We start from the raw sequence: 18,334 nt of genomic DNA on the forward strand, positions 1-18,334 counted from the left end.
TGGCGCGAGGAGGGCGCGCTCCGGCGAGGAGGGGGCACTCAGTCATCGGCGGGACCGGGCGCACCGCCGGTGCGCTGCTCCAGTTCCCACAGGGTCCGAAAGAGCCCGGGGTCGCGGGTGAGCTGCGCGTACGTCCCCTCCTGGACCAGGCGGCCCTGGTCGAGAACGACGATCCGGTCAGCCACAGCGACGTTGGCGAGGCGGTGTGTGATCAGAAGGATGGCTCTGTCCTTGGCCAGATCCCGCAGGCCGGCGAAGACATGGTGCTCGGCTCGGGCGTCGAGGGCGGCCGTGGGCTCATCCATCACCAGCAGGCTGGCCTTCCGGTGAAAAGCCCTGGTCAGGATGACGCGTTGCCACTGCCCGCCGGACAGCTGGTGGCCGCCGAACCATTCGCTGGTCAAAAGGGTGTCGAGGCCGGAACGGAGGGCGGGCAGCATGTCTGCGGCTCCGGAGGCCTCGCAGGCCGCCATGAGCGCGGCGTCACTGGTGTCGCCCTGCCCGAGGGTGACGTTGTCGCGGAGGGTCAGCGGCAGGTAGGTGAAGCGCTGAGGTGCCACCGCTACGTGCTTCCACGCCTCCCACGGCTCCAGCCGCGCGGTTGTCTTGTGGTCCCAGGCCACTTCCCCGGAGGTCGGCAGCAGCAGCCCGCAGAGCAGCCGGGACAGTGTCGTCTTCCCCGACCCGTTCTCCCCGACCAGCGCCACGATCTCCCCGCGTCGTACCTTCAGCGACAGCCCGGCCAGGCTGTCTTTCTCCGCACCGTCGTACCGGTAGGTGACGTCGCGGACCTCGAACCGCTGCGGCGGCGCCGACAGCACCTCGGAGCCACGCGAGGTCACCATGGCCTGTCCGTGCGCGTTGTCGAGGAAATTCTGCCAGTCCTGCACGTACCAGCCGGTGCGCACGAGCCGGGCACCGCCGTTGATGATGCCCCGCAGCGAGCCGGTCGCCGTCTGCAAGGCGAAGACCGCGCCGCCGCCCGCGGCCAGGTCCATCCGGCCGGAGACCAGCAGCCACAGCAGGGTCGCCCAGACCGCCGCCGAGGCGACTCCGCCAGCCGCCGCCCCGGCCAGGCCCATCCAGGCCCCGGTGTTCGCGGCCTCGCGCTCGGAGACGTTGACGGAGGCGGCCAGGCGCCGGTAACGGCCAAGGAGGAACGGGCCGGCCAGGCAGGCCCGCATCTCCTCGCTGGACTCCATGTAGGACATGTGCCAGCGCAGCTTGTGCAGCATGCGGCGACGCCCTGACGTCTCCAGGCCCGCGAGGTACACGACACGGGCCGCGCGCACGTACGCGGCGGCCTGCGGCAGGCACGCCAGGAGAAGCAGAGGCAAGAGAATCGGGTGGATCACGGTGAGGACTGTGGCACCGGCGGCGAGGGTCGCCGTGGCGGCCAGAACGTCCTGAGCCCCCTCCACGAGGTCGGGAGTGACCTGGGCGCCGCGGTCGGCGATGTCGTACTGGTCGTTGTACCCCGGCTTGTTGTTCGCCGCGGCCTCGGCGCCGAGAGCCGCCTCGACCATGCTGACTTCCGCGGCCCGGGCGAGAACCGGCCGCAACCGCCCGGTCAGCCAGGTCACCGTGACCCCAAGAAGGGCGCGCAGCCCGGCGGCCACCGCGATGACAGCCAGCTGCGGAGCCGCCTCCCGCAGCCGCTCGGTGATGTCGCCCGAGGAGATCAGCGCGGTGAGGGTCCCGGTCACGGCGAACAAGCCCAGCGCGGCCAGCACGCCGGTGCCGACCTGACACGCGATCAGTCCGGCCGTCGCGCCCCGGTCCACCTGCCACGCCATCCGCAGCGATCGTCGCACCAGAACGGGCAGGCGCCGTGCCATGGTGGTCGTCGTCATCTGCGCGCCGGCTTGGAGCCGGGACTCGTCCCGGTACTGGAACTCTTCCTCCTGCGCCGCGCCCCCGCTGTCCGGTGGGGCCCCCTGCGCTTCGTCCGTGCTCGGTTGTGCGGCTGTGCTGCCCGAGGTCAAGTCGATCCCCCTGTCGGTCGTCACGGCTGGTTCGCGCGGCTCAACGACACAGCCCGGATGTCGAACACACGTTTTTCGGTCGGTCCTGAAGTGCCGGATAGAGCGTTCGAAGAACGATGGAGACTGCACCGACCCAGCTCCCGCAACGGCACTGCCACAAAGTGCAGTTGACCGAATCGCCGAGGTTCCCGAGCGCCGTACGCCAACGGGCGCGTTGGTGCCTACGGGGCCCGGCGGACTTGTGGGGCTGACTGTGCACGTGGCTTGGTGGCCGCCCTCGAACGGTCCTCTCGGCGGGACCTCTCCACGGGCCGAACACAGGGCGCGATAACTTGTGGCGATCACTGATTCCGGCATCGCAGGAGTGCTCACCGCCTACCTTGAGCGCTACCCGCAGGAGGCCGGACAACTGGCGGAGCCGCTGCGGCCCCTGGCCGAAGGCCGGGGGTTCGCCTCGCGGCGAACTTCCGATGCACGTCACCGCCGGCGCGCTGCTGGTCAGGGACGGGACCGAGGCCCTTCTGATCAAGCACCTCGTGTACCGGATCACTTTGCAGCCGGGTGGGCATCTTGAGCCGACTGATAGGACGCTGGTCGGCGCGGCGTTGCGGGAGCTGTCCAGGGAGACCGGCATCGACCCGGGCCAGGTGGTCCCGTCTCGGCGCACCCTGTCTATGTCGAGTTCGGACGGGCGCCGGCCAGGCCAGCGAAGAGCGAGTCGGACCACTGCCACCTGGATTTCGGCTATCTCTTCACGACGGCCGATGCCGAAGTCGGGCGTATCCAGGAGTCCGAGGTGGCCGGCGCCGCCTGGTGCCCGCTGGATCTGGCGGAGCGCCTCGTCGGGGGCGGATCGCGCGGGCGGTCACCGCCTCGGCCGGAATCAGGTAACCCTCCACCACCGAAAGCTCTCGTGGCGCGGGCAGGGAAAATGCTGTCCTAGGCGACACCGGGGCAAGGACGTTCGGCGTCATTCCTTCTTCGGGCGGCGATGATCACGAGCCAGCTCGTCACCGTGATGTCGTCTGGCTTGGTCTGGGCGGTGGCCTCGGCGAGGATCGCCATCTTCTGCTCGTAGGAGAGGGCGCGCTCGGGGTGGGTGAAGACGGGGATGGACAGCCAGGCTGGCCTCTCGCGGTGGAGGTGTGGGAAACGGCGACGAGGGGCCCTCGACGGTGGCAGCAGCTTTACATCGCCGTTGGGACGGCAGGTGTTTTCGCGGCGTCGTGGTGATCACAGTTGCCTGTAGTCGGCCCATGCCCGGGCGGCTGTTTCCATCGCGGCGAGCCATGTCTGGTCGGGGTGTCGTTCAGCTCGTTTCTGGTACGTCCTGAGGTTGGCCCAGGCGAACGCATCGATGGCCGCAGGGTCGGACTTCGACCACGCGGCGCATCCAGATACCCAGGATTCCGCGCTCTGCGGGCTGTGGCCGGCCGCGATGAGCTGCAGGACGAGCAGCGAGGGATCGATGAGCGCGCTTCCTCTGGTGGGCCAGGCCCAGTCGACGACCCACGAACCGGTGTCCCCGACCAGGAGGTTGCCGGGGTTGATGTCCCCGTGGATGAGGCTGTCTCCTTTGAAGAGTGCGGCCTGGCCCGGGTCGGCGGCGAAGCGATCCCATCGGGTCTCTGGCCAGCGGTCTGCTACTGCCGGCAGCGCAATCTGCCCGATCCTGTCCACGAGCTCAACGATGAGGGGAAGGTCTTCGGAGTCGGGTGCGAAGTTGCTCGGCCGCCCGTGGACCCGCTCGAATCCCAGAGCGATCCACTGATCGTTTTGTGTGTGCCAGCGCAGGCGGGGGGAGAGCGGGTGCACGGAGGGGTTGACCGCCTGCTCCCGGATCAGGGAGTCCCGTCGCCCCCCCGCCCGGTTCTCGATGCCCTTGACGAAGAAACGTCCCCGGTCGCCGTCGATCAGCAGCAGGACGTCGGAGGTGAACCCCCGCGCCGTGGGCTGCGCGTCGAAGACGTCTCCTGTATAGGGGCGGATGAGATCGAGGAAATTGGCAGGGGGGAGGCGACGGTGCATTCCGGCTTCCTTCTAGTTCCGGGGAGTGCACTCACTTCCCGGGAACCCGGGCGAGCACTCGTCTTCGTTGTCGTCATCGTCGTCTTCATCCCCGCCGTTACCGCCCCGGCGGATGACGGAGGAGCTGATGAGGGCTTTCGCGGCGGCCATGGCGTCGCCGATGAGGATGTCCTCCAGCGATCCCTCACGGATGCTTCCGGCCTTCAACCACGTCGAAAAGACGCACGGCGTCACCATGCCGTCGGGCCCCACTGACGCGCGGCCGTCGCCGCAACGGCCGCAGAGCCCCGCCGTGTCCGGTTCCCGCCCGCACGCAGCCCGGCCGAAGGGACGGGCAGTATCAGCCCTGATCCTTTCCACGCCCATGGCGGTCAGTTCGCGTCGTGCGTGCTTGACGCGCTGGCCTGTGCCGCAGTCGATGATCCCGACCCGGATCGGGACGTGGAGCGTGACGGCCCGGCTGATGTTGGCCCTGGTCCGGGCGTGGCTGTTCCGCCGCGTGATCGCGTTGTGCTCCGCGGGACTATCCGAGTAGTACGACGTGGCCAGACTTGCGCCTACGCGCCGCAGGACGTCCCACCAGAGATCCGGGACGTGGACGAGGTTGCTGTAGACCTCCACCGCCATCCCCCGGTGCAGGGCGTGTTCGGCGAGTTCAAGGGAGTGGGGATGCAGGAGCGGCTCCCCGCCGAACAGTTGTACCGCCCGCACGCCGCTCGATGCGCCCTGGTCGATGACCCGGAGCCAGTCCGCACGCGTCATTACGCCGTGCCGGCCTCCGGGGCCCGAATCGTTGAGGCAGTGCACACACCTCAGCTGACACTTGCGTGTCAGATCCAGCCACAGGAAGCCCGCTGCCTCTGGGCGCGCAGGTATCGGCTGCTGCTCATCTACTGGTGCTGTCACGACTACTCCTTGAATGGAGCCTCTCCCCGTTGGCCGACGGCCGGAGGAGACCGTTTGATTGCACTGCGCGCAAGGGGTGTTCTTTGGTGGCCGCCCCGGCCAGTCGTCGCGTCCGGGTGGCGCGGGTCCGTCCCTCCTCGGTCGCCCGCCGCGCCCAAACCCGGAGGATTGCGCCCGGACCGGTCAGTCGTCGTCAGCGGCGCAAGTGGAGAGGGGGAACCTGTCCCCTCTCCGCCAAGGACCCTCTGCCGTTACGCACCGTGGGTACGTCTGACGCGAAGGGGTTCCGGTGGGCATCAGGGTCGGGAGCCGCGCCGTCGGTGCCGGGCAGCGTGGGGCTCTCGGATCGGCGGTCCCCTCCCTTTCTCTGTCTTCGGATGTACGAAGGCAAGATGGGCGGTGCGCTGCGGGCCGTCGCACGAGAGCTGCGGGGCCGCGAAACCCCGTAGCGACTGAAGAGCCCCGCGGCCCGCCGCACACTGGGGCGGTTTCTCTGCTGCCGTCATGCCGATCACGCCTGCCGCCCGCCACTCCGGGCGTTGGCAGCCGCTACCCGCGCACCCAGCAGCTGACGTAGATCGATGTGGCGGACGTGTTGTGGCTTGGCGTCCCACTCGCGTCCTCCTGGAGGAGGACGAAGCTGATACAGCCCGCCTTCTTTGCCCATCATGACGCCCACGCGGTTCCTGCTCGAGTCCAGTTTCACGCAGGGCAGGCGTGTACGGGGCGTCCGTGTCTCTTCCTTCTGGTCTTGGCCCTTCCCTCTCCATGCACACGACGCTATGGGGCCTGTGCCGGGGAACCCAGGCACGGAGCGGCGCAGTTTGCTGGCAGGCCATCAGGAAATGCTATGCGCGGTGGTACTTAGCCCGCCACGCCCAGGTGGGCGGCCATACGGCGCATATCCTGGGTGAGCGTGCGTTTGCGGTGGGCGAGGATGTCCTGCATGACGTGACGAGCCATCGTCTGATGCTTCAACCATCCGGGGGCGGTGCGCAGGATGGTGTTCAGTTCCTCCATCGAGTCCTGGTGCGATCCCAGCCGCGCGTGAGCGTAGGCGACGTCCAGGCGGTGCCGGTCCCAGTTGTTCGCGCTAGGCCGCCCGAACCTTTTTACTGCCTTGCGCCCGACCGGCCCCTCATCAGCCCTGCGCAGCACCCCGCGGGCGTCACCGATGAGGGCGAGATCTTCAATGGCCTTCGCCTCGGCCGTTACAGGCCCGAAGGTGGACCAGTGCTCGCGGAAGTTGACGTGCTCTTCGCCCAGCGCGCTTGCGGCCGTGGCGGCCATCCGGCGAGCTTCCCTGGCCACATCCGGGCGGTTGTTGCGCATCGCGGCAGCAGCGACGCGTTGGAGAAGTTCTCCCCATACGGCCAACTGGCCGGGAGAGGCAATGGAGATGCGCGGTTCGACTTCGGCGGCTGTGGCGGCGGCTAATTGCTCCGCCTCGTCGAATCGGTCCTGCCGCAGGAGCAGCCACCCCATTCCCACCACCCCGGATGCCGCAACCTGTACGTGTCCCGTCTCGCGAGCGTCCCGAATCCCCTGCGAGAGCGCGTGGTAGGCCATGTCGTACCGCCGGACCTGGGTCAAGAATTTCCCGGCGAGAAGAAAAGCACTGGCCCTGGTAACGACGGCGCTTTGGCGCGCCTCGCCCTCCTCGCTGAGGACGACGGCTGTCTCGGCCGCTCGCAGGATTCCGGGTAGCTTCTTTGCCACCGAGTCGTATCGGTCAGCGTGGTAAAGGCTGTGGGAATCGTCGATGTCGCGACGAATCAAATGGAGTTCGGTCATCTGTGCCGGCTCAGTAAGCACCTCATCCAGTCCGATCGGCGGCATAAGAGCCCGCCTGAGCTCCATCAGCTTGGGACCATCCCCTGCGCTTGCGTGCACAGGGTCGGGAGATTGCGTCGCGAAGAGACTTGAAGTTGTCGTGCCGAGTGCCCGGGCAAGCGTATGAAGGGTCTCGACCCTCGCGTCTCCGCCCTGCTCCACCTTACGGACCGTGCCCACCGACAGGCCCGCGGCGTGGGCCAGTTCTTCCTGGCTCCAGCCCATTCGACGACGAAGAGTACGGACGTTCTCTTTCAGCGATGACATCGAATCACCTCCCATCCAGGCTACGCCCGTCCGGCAAGCGGAGGGATCCCTCCGCGGTCAGCCAGGCTGTTCTCATCATCGAAGTGCCGAAGACGATCGCGGAAAGGCCGTTGACGTACGCCGGAACACCCCACGCCTGCGGGGGTGGCCCCCACCGAACACGATCTCGTGTACTTCGTGAACTGCTCCCCGTGCCCGCGGGGATGAGCCTGGCTGGGATTCATGTCCGCGCTTTCCCGGCGGGCGCGGGCAGCCCGGTCGGCCGGCGAGGACTGCACGGCTCCCGTACCGTTCGACGACTGCATTCGGCGCGTATGGGGGTTTGCTGATCTCGTCGGCCTCGTCGGTGCCTCTACAGCGGCAGAAAAACGCGCCGTCGGGGAAGACACGGCCTGGGGTGATGCACCCGAGGTCCCTCACTTCTGCCATTCATCGCGGAGCCGACGAACGGCCGCGATGGCGCGCACCGCCTTGTCGGACAGCGCAGGGATCTGGTCGAGGACGTAGCCGAGGATCAGGAAGAAGCCACCAAGGGCAGCTACTACGGCGGTAGCCCAACCAACGGTCTCCAAGAACCCGATCACCTTTCACACGTGGTGATCGGACCGAAGACAGGCAGCCTCGGCCCGACCACATGACTAGTGGTCGATGCCGAGACCGCCTGCCGCGTATTCCCGCACTACGCCAGGTCTCGAACTGCGCCCAACCACGGACGCAGCGCGCGTATCCAGGCAAGGCCACAAGCCAGGGCAAAGCTCCCTGACCTCTGGTCCTGCCTGCGGCTCCGCAGATGGTTGGACGTCTTGGCAGCAGCAGCCATTGGTAATCGTGAAGCGGAGCGTCTTGCCAGCCTGACACTGACGAGCCGCGCGCCAGACAGAAGCGCTTGCGACGTTACCTGCTTGTGACCTGACGTGAGTGCTCCTGGCATGCCTGCAAACCGTGGTTGTCACTCGCCCGGGTCGACTGCACGGCGCGCGCCGCTCGACAAGCTAGGCGGCGCCTGCCTTGGCTCCGCCTAGCACACGACCGGGTACACATCTTGGGAACGGTCGTTGCAATCCCTGAGAGACCCACGGAACGAAAGAGTGGATGCAGTTTTCGTCAGTAGTTCTCAAGGTTCGCCTTGGCGGTCATTTCGAATTCGTGCAACCGCCCGTCGATAAGGTTGGCTTGAGCGGAGAGATCGCGCGGAAAATCGGTCAAGGGCTGCATGAATTGCCGGGGAATCCCGGTGATCGATATGGCCGTGTCGGTAACCTCTGGGTTCCAGTATTCCTGTGTGCGCCATGCCCAGTGGCGCAGCGCATCATGAGTTCGGGCGGCAGCGTCGACGACTGCCCGTGCACCTTCGAGGCGGAGCAGTGAGTATGCGTCCGACTCTGTGCTTCGGGCGGTCCGCATTTCAGCAGATGCTTCAAAGTGCTCGTACTCATCGGGCTCCGGCCCGGAGTCGGCCAAGCGGCCTACGATCACGGCGATGATTGCTTCGGCGAACTCGTTGGCGGCGCCGAGGTAGTTGGCGTAGGCGTCACGGCGCATCTCCCGGCGCCATTGCTGATGCTGCCCGCGCAGTTGCACCCTGCCGCCGGCCAGAGCGGCCAGGATCGCCCCGGCTGCCCCGATGATCGTCCCCAGTAACGCGGCTACCGCACCGAGGGCCGCGACTTGTCCCGTGTTCACGAGCAGAGTGCGAGCGGCCGCAGGTGAACGTGCCAGCCCTCCTGGGCGCGACGCAGTGCTTCGCTGTCCGGCCTGGTCCGGGGGCGCCTTCGAAAGTGCGGTGTGTGGCCAGATCACCTGAGCGGAAGAAGATTCCGGAGTGGTCGGCGATGGGCCACGACGGCGCCGGGCAGCGGGACCTCATCGTGGCCGCCGAACTTCCCCGCAACGCGGGCGGCACGGTGGTCGAGCCCGGGCTGCGCCCCGGGGAGGCGGCTCGCGGCCCTCACACGTTCTTGGCGCCGGCCGGGACATAGCGGACCCCTTGACGCCCCGCACCGCGGCAAGGCCGGCCCTGAAGGCGGACGCGCAGCGGGGGCCCAGCGCATTGGGCTCGATCTGCGTCAGCGCAGACAGACGGCGAGCACGGCGCCGCAACGCCCCGGCCTCTCGGGGATGCCGCTCATCCTGCGCTTCCCGGAGCGGGGCATCATGCTCGTGGTCTGCGGCTGAGCCGGTAAATGCCGTAGGTAACGCCAAGGATGATGTCCACGGCCGCCCAGAGGCCGATGATGAGGCCGACACCAATAGCGGTTCCTACGTCTCCTGCATCCTGGCAGAGCTTGAGCGCATCGCCGGCAAGGCCGTCACAGGACGGGTCGTCGCTGGCGTTGTTCACGCCGATGATGATCCATATCAGGAACAGGGCCTGCACTACGAGGAAGATCCACAGGAAGATCTTGCGTGGTTTCTTGCTCTTGCCGCCGTCGGGGGCGGGCTCTGGGGCGGCGCCGTCAGGGCGTGGGCCCCATTGCGGGGACGGTGTGTCAGTCATCAGCCCGACCTCCTCGATGAGGCGAGGCAGTTCTCACCGTCGGTACATGGTCAACACTACGCGCGATGGAGACATACAGCACATCACGGGCTGACGTTGCTGATGACGGCGCTTGTTGCGCGAGTGCCCAAGAGCGGCCGCGACACCGCCGCTCGGGCTGTTTCGGTCCGGCCGTGTTTCTTCAGGCGCAAGAGCCGGGTGGCCACAAGGGCGAGCTGTCCGGCGGCGTCGGCCACCGGGATCGCGGGGAGGTCGGCGGGCTCTCGCCCGTGGTCGAGCAGGCGGTCGACGAAGGCGGCGTACGGCGTTCACAAGGGGGCGCCAGAGGCCCGGCGCCGGGCCCGCGGGGGAGGCGGCCCGGCGCCGGCGCGTGGAGGCCGCTCGGTGAGCAGGCCGGCTGACATCCGGCTCACCGAGCGGCTGTCTCGGGGCCGCCCGGAGAGGCGGCCGGTGGGATGTCGTCCAGGTCGACGATGCGGAACGAGCGGAGGGTGCGTACGAGTTGGGAGGCCAGGAACCAGCGCAGGCGGGCGTCCCCGTAGGGCACGGGGACGTCGTCGGCGGCCAGGACTTTGACACCGTTGGCTCCGTACGCGTGCGGTGTTCCGATGACGCCGTACAGGGGTGCGCTCTGCGCCAGCAGCGCGAGATGCCCGTGGGCTGCGAGATAGGGGCATCGCTGCGCGGCCAGGCGGGCGTGGCGTCGGCAGAGCGGGGGCTGGGCGGTGCGGATGGTGGTGCTGGAGGTGGGGATGCCGTCCTTCTTGCTTTCCAGGAACAGGATTCCCTCGGGCGTGCGGGCGTCATTGACGCATACCTGGCAGCGGAGCGTGAGCATGCATTCGCGCTGCCGGGCCGGGTGGACCAGACGCCACTTCGGTACGCCGGCCGGCAGCCGGTCCGCTCCGATGGACTGCGAGACCCGCGCCCAGAGCACGCCGCGCACGTCGCGGTCCTCGCACATCTCGTCCCAGTAGGCCAGGCGCGAGTGGCCCGCGTTGTCGAAGGCGGCGCGCAGGGCCAGGAAGCTGTCGGCCTCTTCTCCCTCGCGCGCGGTGATGTAGGGGACCACACCGTGCTTCGTCGTGTTCACGGGGCGGCTCCCGCTGTGGCGAGGGGGCGGCAGGGGGCCACGATGCTGTTGTCGGGGAGGAGATCACCGGTGTCGTCGAAGCGGATGACGCCGTTGCAGAGTCTGGTCCAGCCGGTGACGTCGTCCCGTGCGAGTGGTATGGCCGCGTCGCGGTCCGGCTGATCAGCCGCGGGGCACGGTGGCCTGTGCTGGCACATGCGCGTCGCTCTTCCTGTCGATCGTGCGGTTGGGGAAGGTGGTGCCCTCGTCGGGGGCCCTACGGAGCCGCGGGGGAGCGGGGCGGGGAGGCCGGTGAGGGCGGCTGCGGGGTGCGCGGGGTGCTGGCGGCGCGATTCACGAGGCGGGCGATCGCCTGTTCGCTGTAGCCGTAGAAGCGCCCCAGGGTGATGTCGTCGGCGGGGCCCCGGTACGCCGGTGGTCTTGCTCCCCATTCGACGATGTGGCAGGTGTCCGGGTAGGGCGACCACCGCAGGCGCGGGTCGGGGAAGCCGGGCCGGGTATGAATGAGGTCCCGCACCAGGAGGCCGAGGTCGAGGTAGGGCACGGAGAAGTACCCGCCCTGCCGCGAGCCTCCGACGGGGACAAGGAGGAAGGGCATGCGCAGGGGTCGCACGGCGATGCTCTGCTCCAGCAGCCAGGGGCCCGCGAGTCGGGCCGCGAAGAGTTCGTAGTCGTACGCCTCTTGCGGCGGTGTCACCGTGAGGGGCGCCGTCGGGGAGCCCTGCGAGTCGCGCATCACTCGCCGTCCTTGATGCAGCCGGTTTCGATCAGCACCTCGGCCAGATCTGCGACCACGAAGGCCAGACGCCGGGTGAGACCGACGGTCTCCTGGTGGCCGGTCGGCAAAGTTTGGTCCCGCAGTAAGCGCGCTTGCTCGATGAGGCGGCCCTTCTTCTTGGCGGGCGGGTGGTTCGGATCAGCGACAGCGATGTCACCGAGCCTCTTCAGGTGGACGCGAAGCCGCTCCGCCAGTGCCGCAGTTGTGGCTGCGGGCGGGGGCCGGTCGCCGATCGCCGTGTCGAGGTCGTCAAAGATCATTGCGACGTCGAGGGGCGTCCAGGCGGTGATCTTGTCCAGTACGAACCGCAGCTCGTCGCTTCGCAGCGGCGGGGTCCACCGCGGAACGTCGTGGGAGCCCGTCGGGGCGGGCATGGCGGTATTCACCACTCACGCACCGCGCCCGTGCTGAGCTCGGCCCAGGTGACCTTGCCCCAGGGGTGCTTCACGTAGCCCCAGTGCGAGCTGAGCGCGTCCACGAGCACCAGGCCTCGGCCGCATTCGTCGCTGCTGCTGGCGGCTTTGATACACGGGGCGTTGTGTGAGGTGTCGGCTACTTCAATGCGTACCCGGCAGTGGCCGCCACGCTGGACGGTGACCGTGGTGAGGTCTGTCGAGGTGTGGTTGACCACGTTCGTCAGCAGTTCCGACACGATGAACTCGCCGATGTCGGCCAGATCTTCTGTCAGGCCCCAGTTGTCCAGGGCTTTGGAGACCAGCGCGCGGGCACGGTTGACGGATTCGGGCCGGCACGGCAACTGAGCGGCATAGCCGGGTGCGGCGGGTTGCGGGACGGTCATGGCGATACCCACCGGCCTCTCGCTGCGGTCGCTGCCGGCGGGCAAGCGGCCTGCATCATCCTGCCTGCACCGTCCTTGCACGCCGTGTACGCGGGCGTCGCGCCGGCATGCCGGACGTGCCACAGGCCGGGCCTGTGGCATTCGGGCTCGGGCGGCTGCCGCTTCAGGGCTCGGCCGCATCCCGCAACCGGCGGGGCGCCGTCCGCCGCGTCGATCAGATGCTCAACCGTGCCGATCAAGGCATGACGCGTTCGGGCCGGGAGGGGCCGGCCGCGGCGGAGCGATTGTTCGACGGCGTCGCCAGTGTTCATGTGGGGTGCTCCCGCTCGTGGTGGGGCTGGTTACACGAGCGAACCGCCAAAACTCCGCGGCCGACATGGGTGCGGAGGCTTCGGCCCGGTCAAAGCGATCAAAGATCGTTCAGTTGGTTCTCCGAAAAGGTGCTTCACGCCAGTTCCGCGGCAGGCAGAGGGAGTCGGGTACTACGTTGGTGGGGCTGGCGTCACCTGGCCGTGCGCCGGGCGACAGCCGGGTCAAACCGATCAAAGATCATTTCTGTTGGCGGGGGCGCACCATGGCGCGCGAGAAGAATCAGCGACTGGCTGCACTGCTCGAAGAAGCCTGCTGGTCACGGGCGCAGGCCGCGAGCGCCTACAACCGCGTGGCCGCCGAGACGCTCGGCGGCGAGGTGCGAGAGAACTCCAGGATCGGCCCTTCCCACGTGAGCATGTGGGTAGGAGGAACGAAAGCAACGGGTGTAGCACCCATACTCTTGTGCCAGGCGCTGTCCCGCCGCTTGAAGCGTGAAGTCGCGCCACAGGAGGCGGGTTTCACAGTTCCCGATTCGCCGGCGCAGGAGGCGCTGGACTGGAGCGTCGATCCGTTGATCGCGCTGAACGCCTTGGGGAGTGGTGTGGACGCGAAGCGGCGGCGGCTACTGGCAGGCGGGGTCTACTCCGCCATGTCTTTGATATTGCCTGACGAAGCGTGGTGGCGCGCCATGGCACAGCCGCCCGAAACCCCCCCGGGCGGCAAGAGAGTCGGCCGCGGAGACGTGGAGACGGTGCAGGAGCTGACGCTCGCGTTCTCCCGGATGGATCAAAAACGCGGAGGCGGCCACGGGCGCAGCGCGCTCGACGAGTACCTCCACCTGGAGATCCCCCGATTGCTGACCGGTCGCTTCCCTGACGATCCGACACGGCGCACGATGTTCTCAGCCTCGGCGGAGCTCGCGTACCTGTCCGGCTGGATGAGTTTCGACAACAGCGAGCACGCGGTGGCCCTGCAACGCTTCAACACCGCGCTGAAGCTCGCGGCCCGTGCCGGTGACGCCCCGCTCAGCGGACACATCATGCGCGCCATGGCCCACCAGGCACTCGACATGGGCCTCCGGCCCAAAGCACTGCAACTCGCCCGGGCGTCCGTGCACGGCGAACGGTACCTCTCCGCGACCCCGCGAGAGCGTGCGCTGCTCGGCGTGGTGCACGCGCGCACCCTCGCGGCGAGCAACCGCAAAACCGAGGCAGCCAAGGCGCTCCTGCGCGCCGAGGACGACCTGTCCAAGGCCCGTGAAGGGATCAAGGAGCCCAACCGCACCTTCTTCTTCGGGGAGGCCTCCCTCGCCCATGAGACGGCATGCACCCTGCGCGACCTCGGCGACCCCAAGCGAGCCGTCAGAGAGTTCCAGCACTCGGTCCGGACCCGGGGAGCGCAGTTCCGCCGCACCCACGCGGTCACCCTTGGCTATATGGGGGCCACACAACTCACGCAGGGCAGCGTCGAGGAGGCCTGCGCGACATGGAGCCACGTCCTGGACGCGATGGAGGACGGCATCTACTCGGGCCGGGCACGCGGAACAGTGGTCGACATGCGCCGGCTCCTCTCGCCCTATCGCGCACGCGGCATTCCCGCCGTCGGAAGTCTCAATGCCCGTGCCACCGCGTACCTGGCCAACGTAGATTGATCACTGAGGGTTGAGGCAGAGCGGAGGGCAGGGGCATGGCGTTGCACATCGAGCCGGTCGGGGAAGTCGTCGAGGGGCGGACCGAGGTCGCCGACGACTACTGGGGCGGCATCGAGTCTGTCATTCAACTCGACGAAGAACGGTTTCCCATCGACTCGGTTCAGGGCCTCGAAGAGTTCTCCCACCTGGTCGTGGTGTGGCACTTCACCCGGGCCTCGCCAGCAGACGTCGAGTACCACGCGCGAAGCCCGCGCGGGAACCCTCGGTGGCCGGCCACGGGCACCTTCGCCCACCGTAACCACCGACGCCCCAATCAACTGGCCCAGAGCTTCCCCCGCCTGCTTCGGGTAGAAGGACTGCGGCTGCACGTGACAGACCTCGACGCGATCGTAGGCACAACCGTCTACGACATCTCGCCGTACTTCCAGGAGATGGGCCCGCGCGGCACTGTCAACGAGCCGACGTGGCCTGGCGAAATGCTTGCCGACTACTGGGCTAACAAGATCTGACCTGCAGCCCGGCAGCTCGCCATGAGCCATGGACGCCTCGTTCTACATGCGTAGTACCTAGGTCGTGGATGCGTTGCTTCATCGTCAGACCCCTCTTCGCCGAGACCGAGGTCTTCACCGCCCTTTCCCACATGCAGTGGTAGAAGTTCGAGTGCTGCCACTACTTGCCCTGGCCTTCGCTATCCAGCCTTCAGGGATCCGGCCTGACACGAGCCGCCGGAGCATCGACATCTGCCAGAGCTACGGCGACGGGAGCGCAGGCGAGCTGTTCCTCCAGATCGTGTCGAACTGTTGCAAGGCGATGGAGTAAAGGAATCCGGATGCCCGGGCGTAGACGCAGGGAGAGTTCCTGCCGTGAGCGGAGCTCTTGTAGAAGGTGAGGTAGACGGCCCGGTCTGTTGCGATCACGCGGCAGGTGTTGGGCAGGTTGAAGCTGCGGAGCTGGACGTTGCGCTGGGTGCGGGTTACATGGGTGAGGTAGTCCATGTTCGTCTGGACCTGGTTCCTGAGCAGGTCGGGGGTGAAGCCGGGATCGAATAGGCGTATGTCGTCCGAGCGCCGCTCGAGCCAGGAGTCGCTTCGGTCACGGGGGTCTGGCAGCAGGACCTGGACGGATTCCGGAGACAGCGCACCTGACCACAGGGGAGAGAAGGCCTCTCGGGTCAGCACGTTGCCACGCCCTGCCATGACCTTGACCCAGCGAGCTCGGCCCAGGTCGCGTGCGATGTCCTGCTCTGCGGACGACTGATGACGGTACACACGGCCGAGCCCGGTGCCGGTGCACCAGGAGCAGGCGGCGACCAGCCACCACAGCGGGCGTGAGCCGCGTAGGAGGCCGAGGAGGAGCAGGATCGCGCTTGCTGCCAGAGAGCTGAGTATCCCAAACATAAATGCTGTCATGCGAGCCGTCTCCCTGTTTTTGGGTGGTCTCGACTATGTGGCTTCGTGTCAGGAGAGGTAGGGCAGGAGCCGTCGCAGGATGTGGGCGGCGTTTCGGGCCGCGAGTTCGTGGTAGCCGTGTCCCTTTTCATCGTCGGCGTTATCGGAGACGCCCCGGATGACGATCCAGCCGGGGTTTCTTTCGCCATGGATCGAGTTCTCCTGCCAGTGCTGGCTCAGCCCGCCGGCTTCCATGTCTACTGCCAGGACTTTCTCGTGATAGTCCGTGAGGTAGCTGCGGATTTCACTTTCGCGGTCGGCGATGACGGCCTCGCCGGATCCGATCACTCCCGGGTAGACCTCGAATTCCTCCGAGGCGTGCGCGGAGAGCTGACCGTGGATGCGCGCCGGGGTGCCGTGATCGGCGAAGAAGGCGTTCACTGCATGGACGACCGGTGCCGGTGCCTGCCGGTGTTCCCCGCGGCGGCGGACGTCACCACGCGGATTGATCTTGCGATTCTCGTAGTAGACGATGTCGGTGGAGACGATGACGTTGCCGATGCGGGCGTGCTTGTCGTGGATGCCGCCGGCCACGCCCACCAAAGCCCACAGCTGCGGCTCGTAGTGGCGTCGTAGGTTCTCCAGGGCAGCCATTGCCGATCGTTGTCCCTGGCTCTGACTCTGGGTGGCCACGATGCGAACGGTTCCTTCCGGAGTGGTGTGTTCGCCCCGGTAGAAGTACAGACCCCTGGGTTCCTTGTGGCGCTCCAGGCCCAACTCATCGACCACGGATCGCAGTTCCTCGCTCAGGATCGTTACCACTCCGATGTCCCACACAAGGGTTCGTCCCTCGGCCTTTCCGGCTTCGGCGGAGCGGCCGGTGTCCGGAGGGGCGCCGGCCGCGGTGACATGAGCGTGGTCTCCGACGGCGTTGTTGTTGAAGTTGTTGTTGTCGCCGTGGCTGACGATGCCTCGATTGGTGATCACTGATTTCCTCCACCGCTGGGGTTGTTGGGGCCCGGGGGCTGGTTTGCGGAGACGCCGACCTGAGCCGCGTTACCCACGGCGTTGTTGTTGAAGTTGTTGTTGTCGCCGAAGTTGAAGATGCCGCTGTTGATGATTTTGAGGGCACGGTCATTGAACTCTGACGTATCTACGCCCTTGGCGAGTAGGAAGTCGCCTGCGGCGTGCAGTAGCCGCTGCTCTATCGTCTTCATCCGGCCCAGGATGTCGCTCTTTTCAAGCTGAATCTTGGACCACGACTGCGCCGACCTTTCCCGTATGCTGACCCGGCTCCCGATCAAGACGTTGCGGATCGGTGTGGTGGTGAGGTCTCGGGGGAGCGCGATCGCCTTCCCCACGGTGTAGAGGTAGCGGACGAGTCGCCACGAGCGCTGGATCTCGGAAGGCAATGTGGTCAGCTCGCGGAGAGCCGCCCAGATGACGGCGGTGAAGCCGTGATGACCGAACTCCGCGGTGCGCTGGAAAGACCTTGGCGTGTGGGCGAGGACGCACGCTGCCGTGGAGATGCTTAGGGTGCGGCCCTGCAGGCTGACGTGCAACAGGACAGTGGCGACGAACTCCGATCCCTCCGCAGGAGTTGTCACCTCGAGGAAGTGGTGCTGCTTGGATCCGGGCGTGTTGATGATGACGCGCAGGTCGGCCTGACTGAACTGCTGGGGCAGAAGTGAACGGTCCACCGCTACATCCGTTTCGGCTACGTAGACCCGGTCGCGTACCTGTGCGGGAAGCCGCACGTCGGCGCTGTCGGTGTCCAGCAACTGAACCGCTGCGCGCAGGTACTCGACCAGTTCGTGTGCTTGGAAGGGCGGTACGGGGTGCTCGCGTTCATGGAGCGGTGCATCGTCATCGCCGGGGCGCAGCAGTTGGATGCTCATCGGGGGGTTCCACTGGTAGACGAGCTCGCCGGCCCCGATGAACGGTGACTCGTCCCCGAACAGCGTGAAGACGGTGAGGTCGTCCTCGTCCTCGTCTTCGCTGTGCCGGGGCCGGCGGTATACGGCGCAGAGATGCTGCTGCTGTTCGTCAGCGGCTCGTTGCCGACCGGACAATCGGGCGGGACGAAGGGCTGGCGCGTGGAGAATGCGGTTGAGCATGAACTGCCGCGCGGCTCCGGTACCGAGGCATGTCAGCGTGACTCCTGCCGCCACATGAGAGGCAGTTGCGGCGTGGTCGGGGTGGACAAGTGCGATGGTCACGCTCGTCAGGGTCAGGTACAGAGCAGCCAAGCCGATGCGCCTGAGTGCACGCGCCTTTTCCGAGTACCGCCTGGGGAACAGCATCCTGAAGAGGCGTCGATGGCCTCGTCCCGGCCCGAGGCCCCGGCGTTGTGATTTCCGCCGGGGCTTCGGGTCCCGGTCGGCGTCCCGTAGCAGCGTGGCGAGATGGAGTAGCCATAGAAGGGCGAAGCCGCAGGCGACGAGGATGGCGGCAGGCAGGGCGCCTGTGACGGCCGGGGCGACCACTGCTCCGGCCAGTGTCACGCGTAGGAGCGCACTCAGGGCGGCGGCCCGCCACGCGTGGTGCATGACGGGAACGATGTCGAACCCGTAGGACGGGGCGACCCTTCGGTGCGACGCGGTGCAGACCTCGTCGAGCACGAGGTCTCGAAATCGTTCGTCTACGTAAACGCCCGTGCATAAGTGGCGGGTGGCGGCGGTGAGTTCACAGGCCGCCGCCTTGGCCGATGGCGCATGGGAAGTGATCATGCTGTGCCCCTGCCTCGTAGGCTTAAGGTCTATGGGACCATAAGCGTCGGAGATGTTTAAGTCAATAT

General features: G+C 67.2%; 20 protein-coding genes. 4 read left to right on the forward strand and 16 right to left on the reverse strand.

Annotation, left to right across the window (positions count from 1 at the left end; all coding sequences use genetic code 11):
- Positions 1-38 precede the first annotated feature (38 nt).
- A complete protein-coding gene (locus tag IE226_RS39165) occupies positions 39-1,985 on the reverse strand; it encodes an ATP-binding cassette domain-containing protein (protein WP_373307104.1) in 1,947 nt (648 codons plus the stop codon).
- Positions 1,986-2,455: 470 nt separating this feature from the next.
- Here IE226_RS39165 and IE226_RS39170 point away from each other — a divergent pair, with 470 nt between their 5' ends.
- Positions 2,456-2,980 (forward strand): NUDIX domain-containing protein, encoded by a 525-nt coding sequence (locus tag IE226_RS39170; protein ID WP_229871847.1) that lies wholly within the window; start codon positions 2,456-2,458, stop codon positions 2,978-2,980.
- Here the strand turns inward: IE226_RS39170 and IE226_RS44965 are convergent.
- From IE226_RS44965 to IE226_RS39195, 6 genes are all read right to left on the reverse strand, one after another.
- Positions 2,925-3,050 (reverse strand): hypothetical protein, encoded by a 126-nt coding sequence (locus IE226_RS44965; protein ID WP_268251315.1) that lies wholly within the window; start codon positions 3,048-3,050, stop codon positions 2,925-2,927. The genes IE226_RS39170 and IE226_RS44965 overlap by 56 nt on opposite strands.
- 168 nt (positions 3,051-3,218) lie before the next feature.
- Positions 3,219-4,013, reverse strand: coding sequence for a phosphotransferase (locus IE226_RS39175; RefSeq protein ID WP_190086293.1), 795 nt, complete (start codon positions 4,011-4,013; stop codon positions 3,219-3,221).
- A 12-nt stretch (positions 4,014-4,025) separates the two neighbouring features.
- Complete coding sequence (locus tag IE226_RS39180) at positions 4,026-4,919, reverse strand: radical SAM/SPASM domain-containing protein (RefSeq protein WP_229871848.1); 894 nt, start codon at positions 4,917-4,919, stop codon at positions 4,026-4,028.
- An 864-nt stretch (positions 4,920-5,783) separates the two neighbouring features.
- Positions 5,784-7,019: a helix-turn-helix domain-containing protein gene (locus IE226_RS39185; protein ID WP_190086294.1), complete on the reverse strand. Its 1,236-nt coding sequence runs from the start codon at positions 7,017-7,019 to the stop codon at positions 5,784-5,786.
- Positions 7,020-7,435: 416 nt separating this feature from the next.
- Complete coding sequence (locus IE226_RS39190) at positions 7,436-7,591, reverse strand: hypothetical protein (protein ID WP_190086295.1); 156 nt, start codon at positions 7,589-7,591, stop codon at positions 7,436-7,438.
- Positions 7,592-8,123: 532 nt separating this feature from the next.
- Positions 8,124-8,702: a hypothetical protein gene (locus IE226_RS39195; RefSeq protein ID WP_190086296.1), complete on the reverse strand. Its 579-nt coding sequence runs from the start codon at positions 8,700-8,702 to the stop codon at positions 8,124-8,126.
- A 104-nt stretch (positions 8,703-8,806) separates the two neighbouring features.
- Here IE226_RS39195 and IE226_RS39200 point away from each other — a divergent pair, with 104 nt between their 5' ends.
- Entirely contained in the window at positions 8,807-8,998 is a 192-nt protein-coding gene (locus IE226_RS39200) for a hypothetical protein (protein ID WP_190086297.1), read from the forward strand.
- Positions 8,999-9,171: 173 nt separating this feature from the next.
- Here IE226_RS39200 and IE226_RS39205 read toward each other — a convergent pair whose 3' ends face one another.
- The 6 genes from IE226_RS39205 to IE226_RS39230 all read right to left on the reverse strand — a co-directional run bounded on the left by IE226_RS39205 (position 9,172) and on the right by IE226_RS39230 (position 12,186).
- Entirely contained in the window at positions 9,172-9,516 is a 345-nt protein-coding gene (locus IE226_RS39205) for a hypothetical protein (RefSeq protein WP_190086298.1), read from the reverse strand.
- Positions 9,517-9,925: 409 nt separating this feature from the next.
- Positions 9,926-10,609, reverse strand: coding sequence for a hypothetical protein (locus IE226_RS39210; protein WP_229871849.1), 684 nt, complete (start codon positions 10,607-10,609; stop codon positions 9,926-9,928).
- Positions 10,606-10,806, reverse strand: coding sequence for a DUF5999 family protein (locus IE226_RS39215; RefSeq protein WP_190086299.1), 201 nt, complete (start codon positions 10,804-10,806; stop codon positions 10,606-10,608). The genes IE226_RS39210 and IE226_RS39215 overlap by 4 nt, the downstream gene beginning before the upstream one ends.
- 59 nt (positions 10,807-10,865) lie before the next feature.
- Positions 10,866-11,345, reverse strand: a complete 480-nt coding sequence (locus tag IE226_RS39220) for a DUF6302 family protein (protein ID WP_190086300.1) — start codon at positions 11,343-11,345, stop codon at positions 10,866-10,868.
- A complete protein-coding gene (locus IE226_RS39225) occupies positions 11,345-11,761 on the reverse strand; it encodes a DUF6415 family natural product biosynthesis protein (protein WP_190086301.1) in 417 nt (138 codons plus the stop codon). The genes IE226_RS39220 and IE226_RS39225 overlap by 1 nt, the downstream gene beginning before the upstream one ends.
- An 8-nt stretch (positions 11,762-11,769) precedes the next feature.
- Complete coding sequence (locus IE226_RS39230) at positions 11,770-12,186, reverse strand: ATP-binding protein (protein WP_190086302.1); 417 nt, start codon at positions 12,184-12,186, stop codon at positions 11,770-11,772.
- A gap of 574 nt (positions 12,187-12,760) precedes the next feature.
- Between IE226_RS39230 and IE226_RS39235 the strand changes: the two genes are divergently transcribed.
- Complete coding sequence (locus IE226_RS39235) at positions 12,761-14,149, forward strand: NsdA family TPR-like regulatory protein (RefSeq protein ID WP_190086303.1); 1,389 nt, start codon at positions 12,761-12,763, stop codon at positions 14,147-14,149.
- Positions 14,150-14,184: 35 nt separating this feature from the next.
- Complete coding sequence (locus IE226_RS39240; protein WP_190086304.1) at positions 14,185-14,658, forward strand: TrmO family methyltransferase domain-containing protein; 474 nt, start codon at positions 14,185-14,187, stop codon at positions 14,656-14,658.
- Between the two features lie 240 nt (positions 14,659-14,898).
- Here IE226_RS39240 and IE226_RS39245 read toward each other — a convergent pair whose 3' ends face one another.
- From IE226_RS39245 to IE226_RS39255, 3 genes are read right to left on the reverse strand one after another with little or no spacing between them, the layout of a single operon-like run.
- A complete protein-coding gene (locus IE226_RS39245) occupies positions 14,899-15,558 on the reverse strand; it encodes a hypothetical protein (RefSeq protein ID WP_190086305.1) in 660 nt (219 codons plus the stop codon).
- Positions 15,559-15,606: 48 nt separating this feature from the next.
- The gene (locus tag IE226_RS39250) at positions 15,607-16,524 is read right to left on the reverse strand and encodes a 5'-methylthioadenosine/S-adenosylhomocysteine nucleosidase family protein (RefSeq protein ID WP_190086306.1); all 918 of its coding nucleotides are present in this window, start codon (positions 16,522-16,524) and stop codon (positions 15,607-15,609) included.
- Positions 16,521-18,266 (reverse strand): AbeC-like domain-containing protein, encoded by a 1,746-nt coding sequence (locus IE226_RS39255; protein WP_190086307.1) that lies wholly within the window; start codon positions 18,264-18,266, stop codon positions 16,521-16,523. Before IE226_RS39255 ends, IE226_RS39250 begins: the two co-directional genes overlap by 4 nt.
- Positions 18,267-18,334 lie beyond the last annotated feature (68 nt).

This window comes from Streptomyces longisporoflavus (genome assembly GCF_014649775.1).
Taxonomy (GTDB): Bacteria; Actinomycetota; Actinomycetes; order Streptomycetales; family Streptomycetaceae; genus Streptomyces; species Streptomyces longisporoflavus.

Bases quoted from the DNA above. Each gene is read 5' to 3' on its own strand.
- IE226_RS39175 (WP_190086293.1), bottom strand. From the start codon at position 4,013: ATGCACCGTCGCCTCCCCCCTGCCAATTTCCTCGATCTCATCCGCCCC.
- IE226_RS39245 (WP_190086305.1), bottom strand. From the start codon at position 15,558: ATGACAGCATTTATGTTTGGGATACTCAGCTCTCTGGCAGCAAGCGCG.
- IE226_RS39230 (WP_190086302.1), bottom strand. From the start codon at position 12,186: ATGACCGTCCCGCAACCCGCCGCACCCGGCTATGCCGCTCAGTTGCCG.
- IE226_RS39240 (WP_190086304.1), top strand. From the start codon at position 14,185: ATGGCGTTGCACATCGAGCCGGTCGGGGAAGTCGTCGAGGGGCGGACC.
- IE226_RS39170 (WP_229871847.1), top strand. From the start codon at position 2,456: ATGCACGTCACCGCCGGCGCGCTGCTGGTCAGGGACGGGACCGAGGCC.
- IE226_RS39255 (WP_190086307.1), bottom strand. From the start codon at position 18,266: ATGATCACTTCCCATGCGCCATCGGCCAAGGCGGCGGCCTGTGAACTC.
- IE226_RS39185 (WP_190086294.1), bottom strand. From the start codon at position 7,019: ATGTCATCGCTGAAAGAGAACGTCCGTACTCTTCGTCGTCGAATGGGC.
- IE226_RS39225 (WP_190086301.1), bottom strand. From the start codon at position 11,761: ATGCCCGCCCCGACGGGCTCCCACGACGTTCCGCGGTGGACCCCGCCG.
- IE226_RS39235 (WP_190086303.1), top strand. From the start codon at position 12,761: ATGGCGCGCGAGAAGAATCAGCGACTGGCTGCACTGCTCGAAGAAGCC.
- IE226_RS39215 (WP_190086299.1), bottom strand. From the start codon at position 10,806: ATGTGCCAGCACAGGCCACCGTGCCCCGCGGCTGATCAGCCGGACCGC.
- IE226_RS39220 (WP_190086300.1), bottom strand. From the start codon at position 11,345: ATGCGCGACTCGCAGGGCTCCCCGACGGCGCCCCTCACGGTGACACCG.
- IE226_RS44965 (WP_268251315.1), bottom strand. From the start codon at position 3,050: ATGGCGATCCTCGCCGAGGCCACCGCCCAGACCAAGCCAGACGACATC.
- IE226_RS39205 (WP_190086298.1), bottom strand. From the start codon at position 9,516: ATGACTGACACACCGTCCCCGCAATGGGGCCCACGCCCTGACGGCGCC.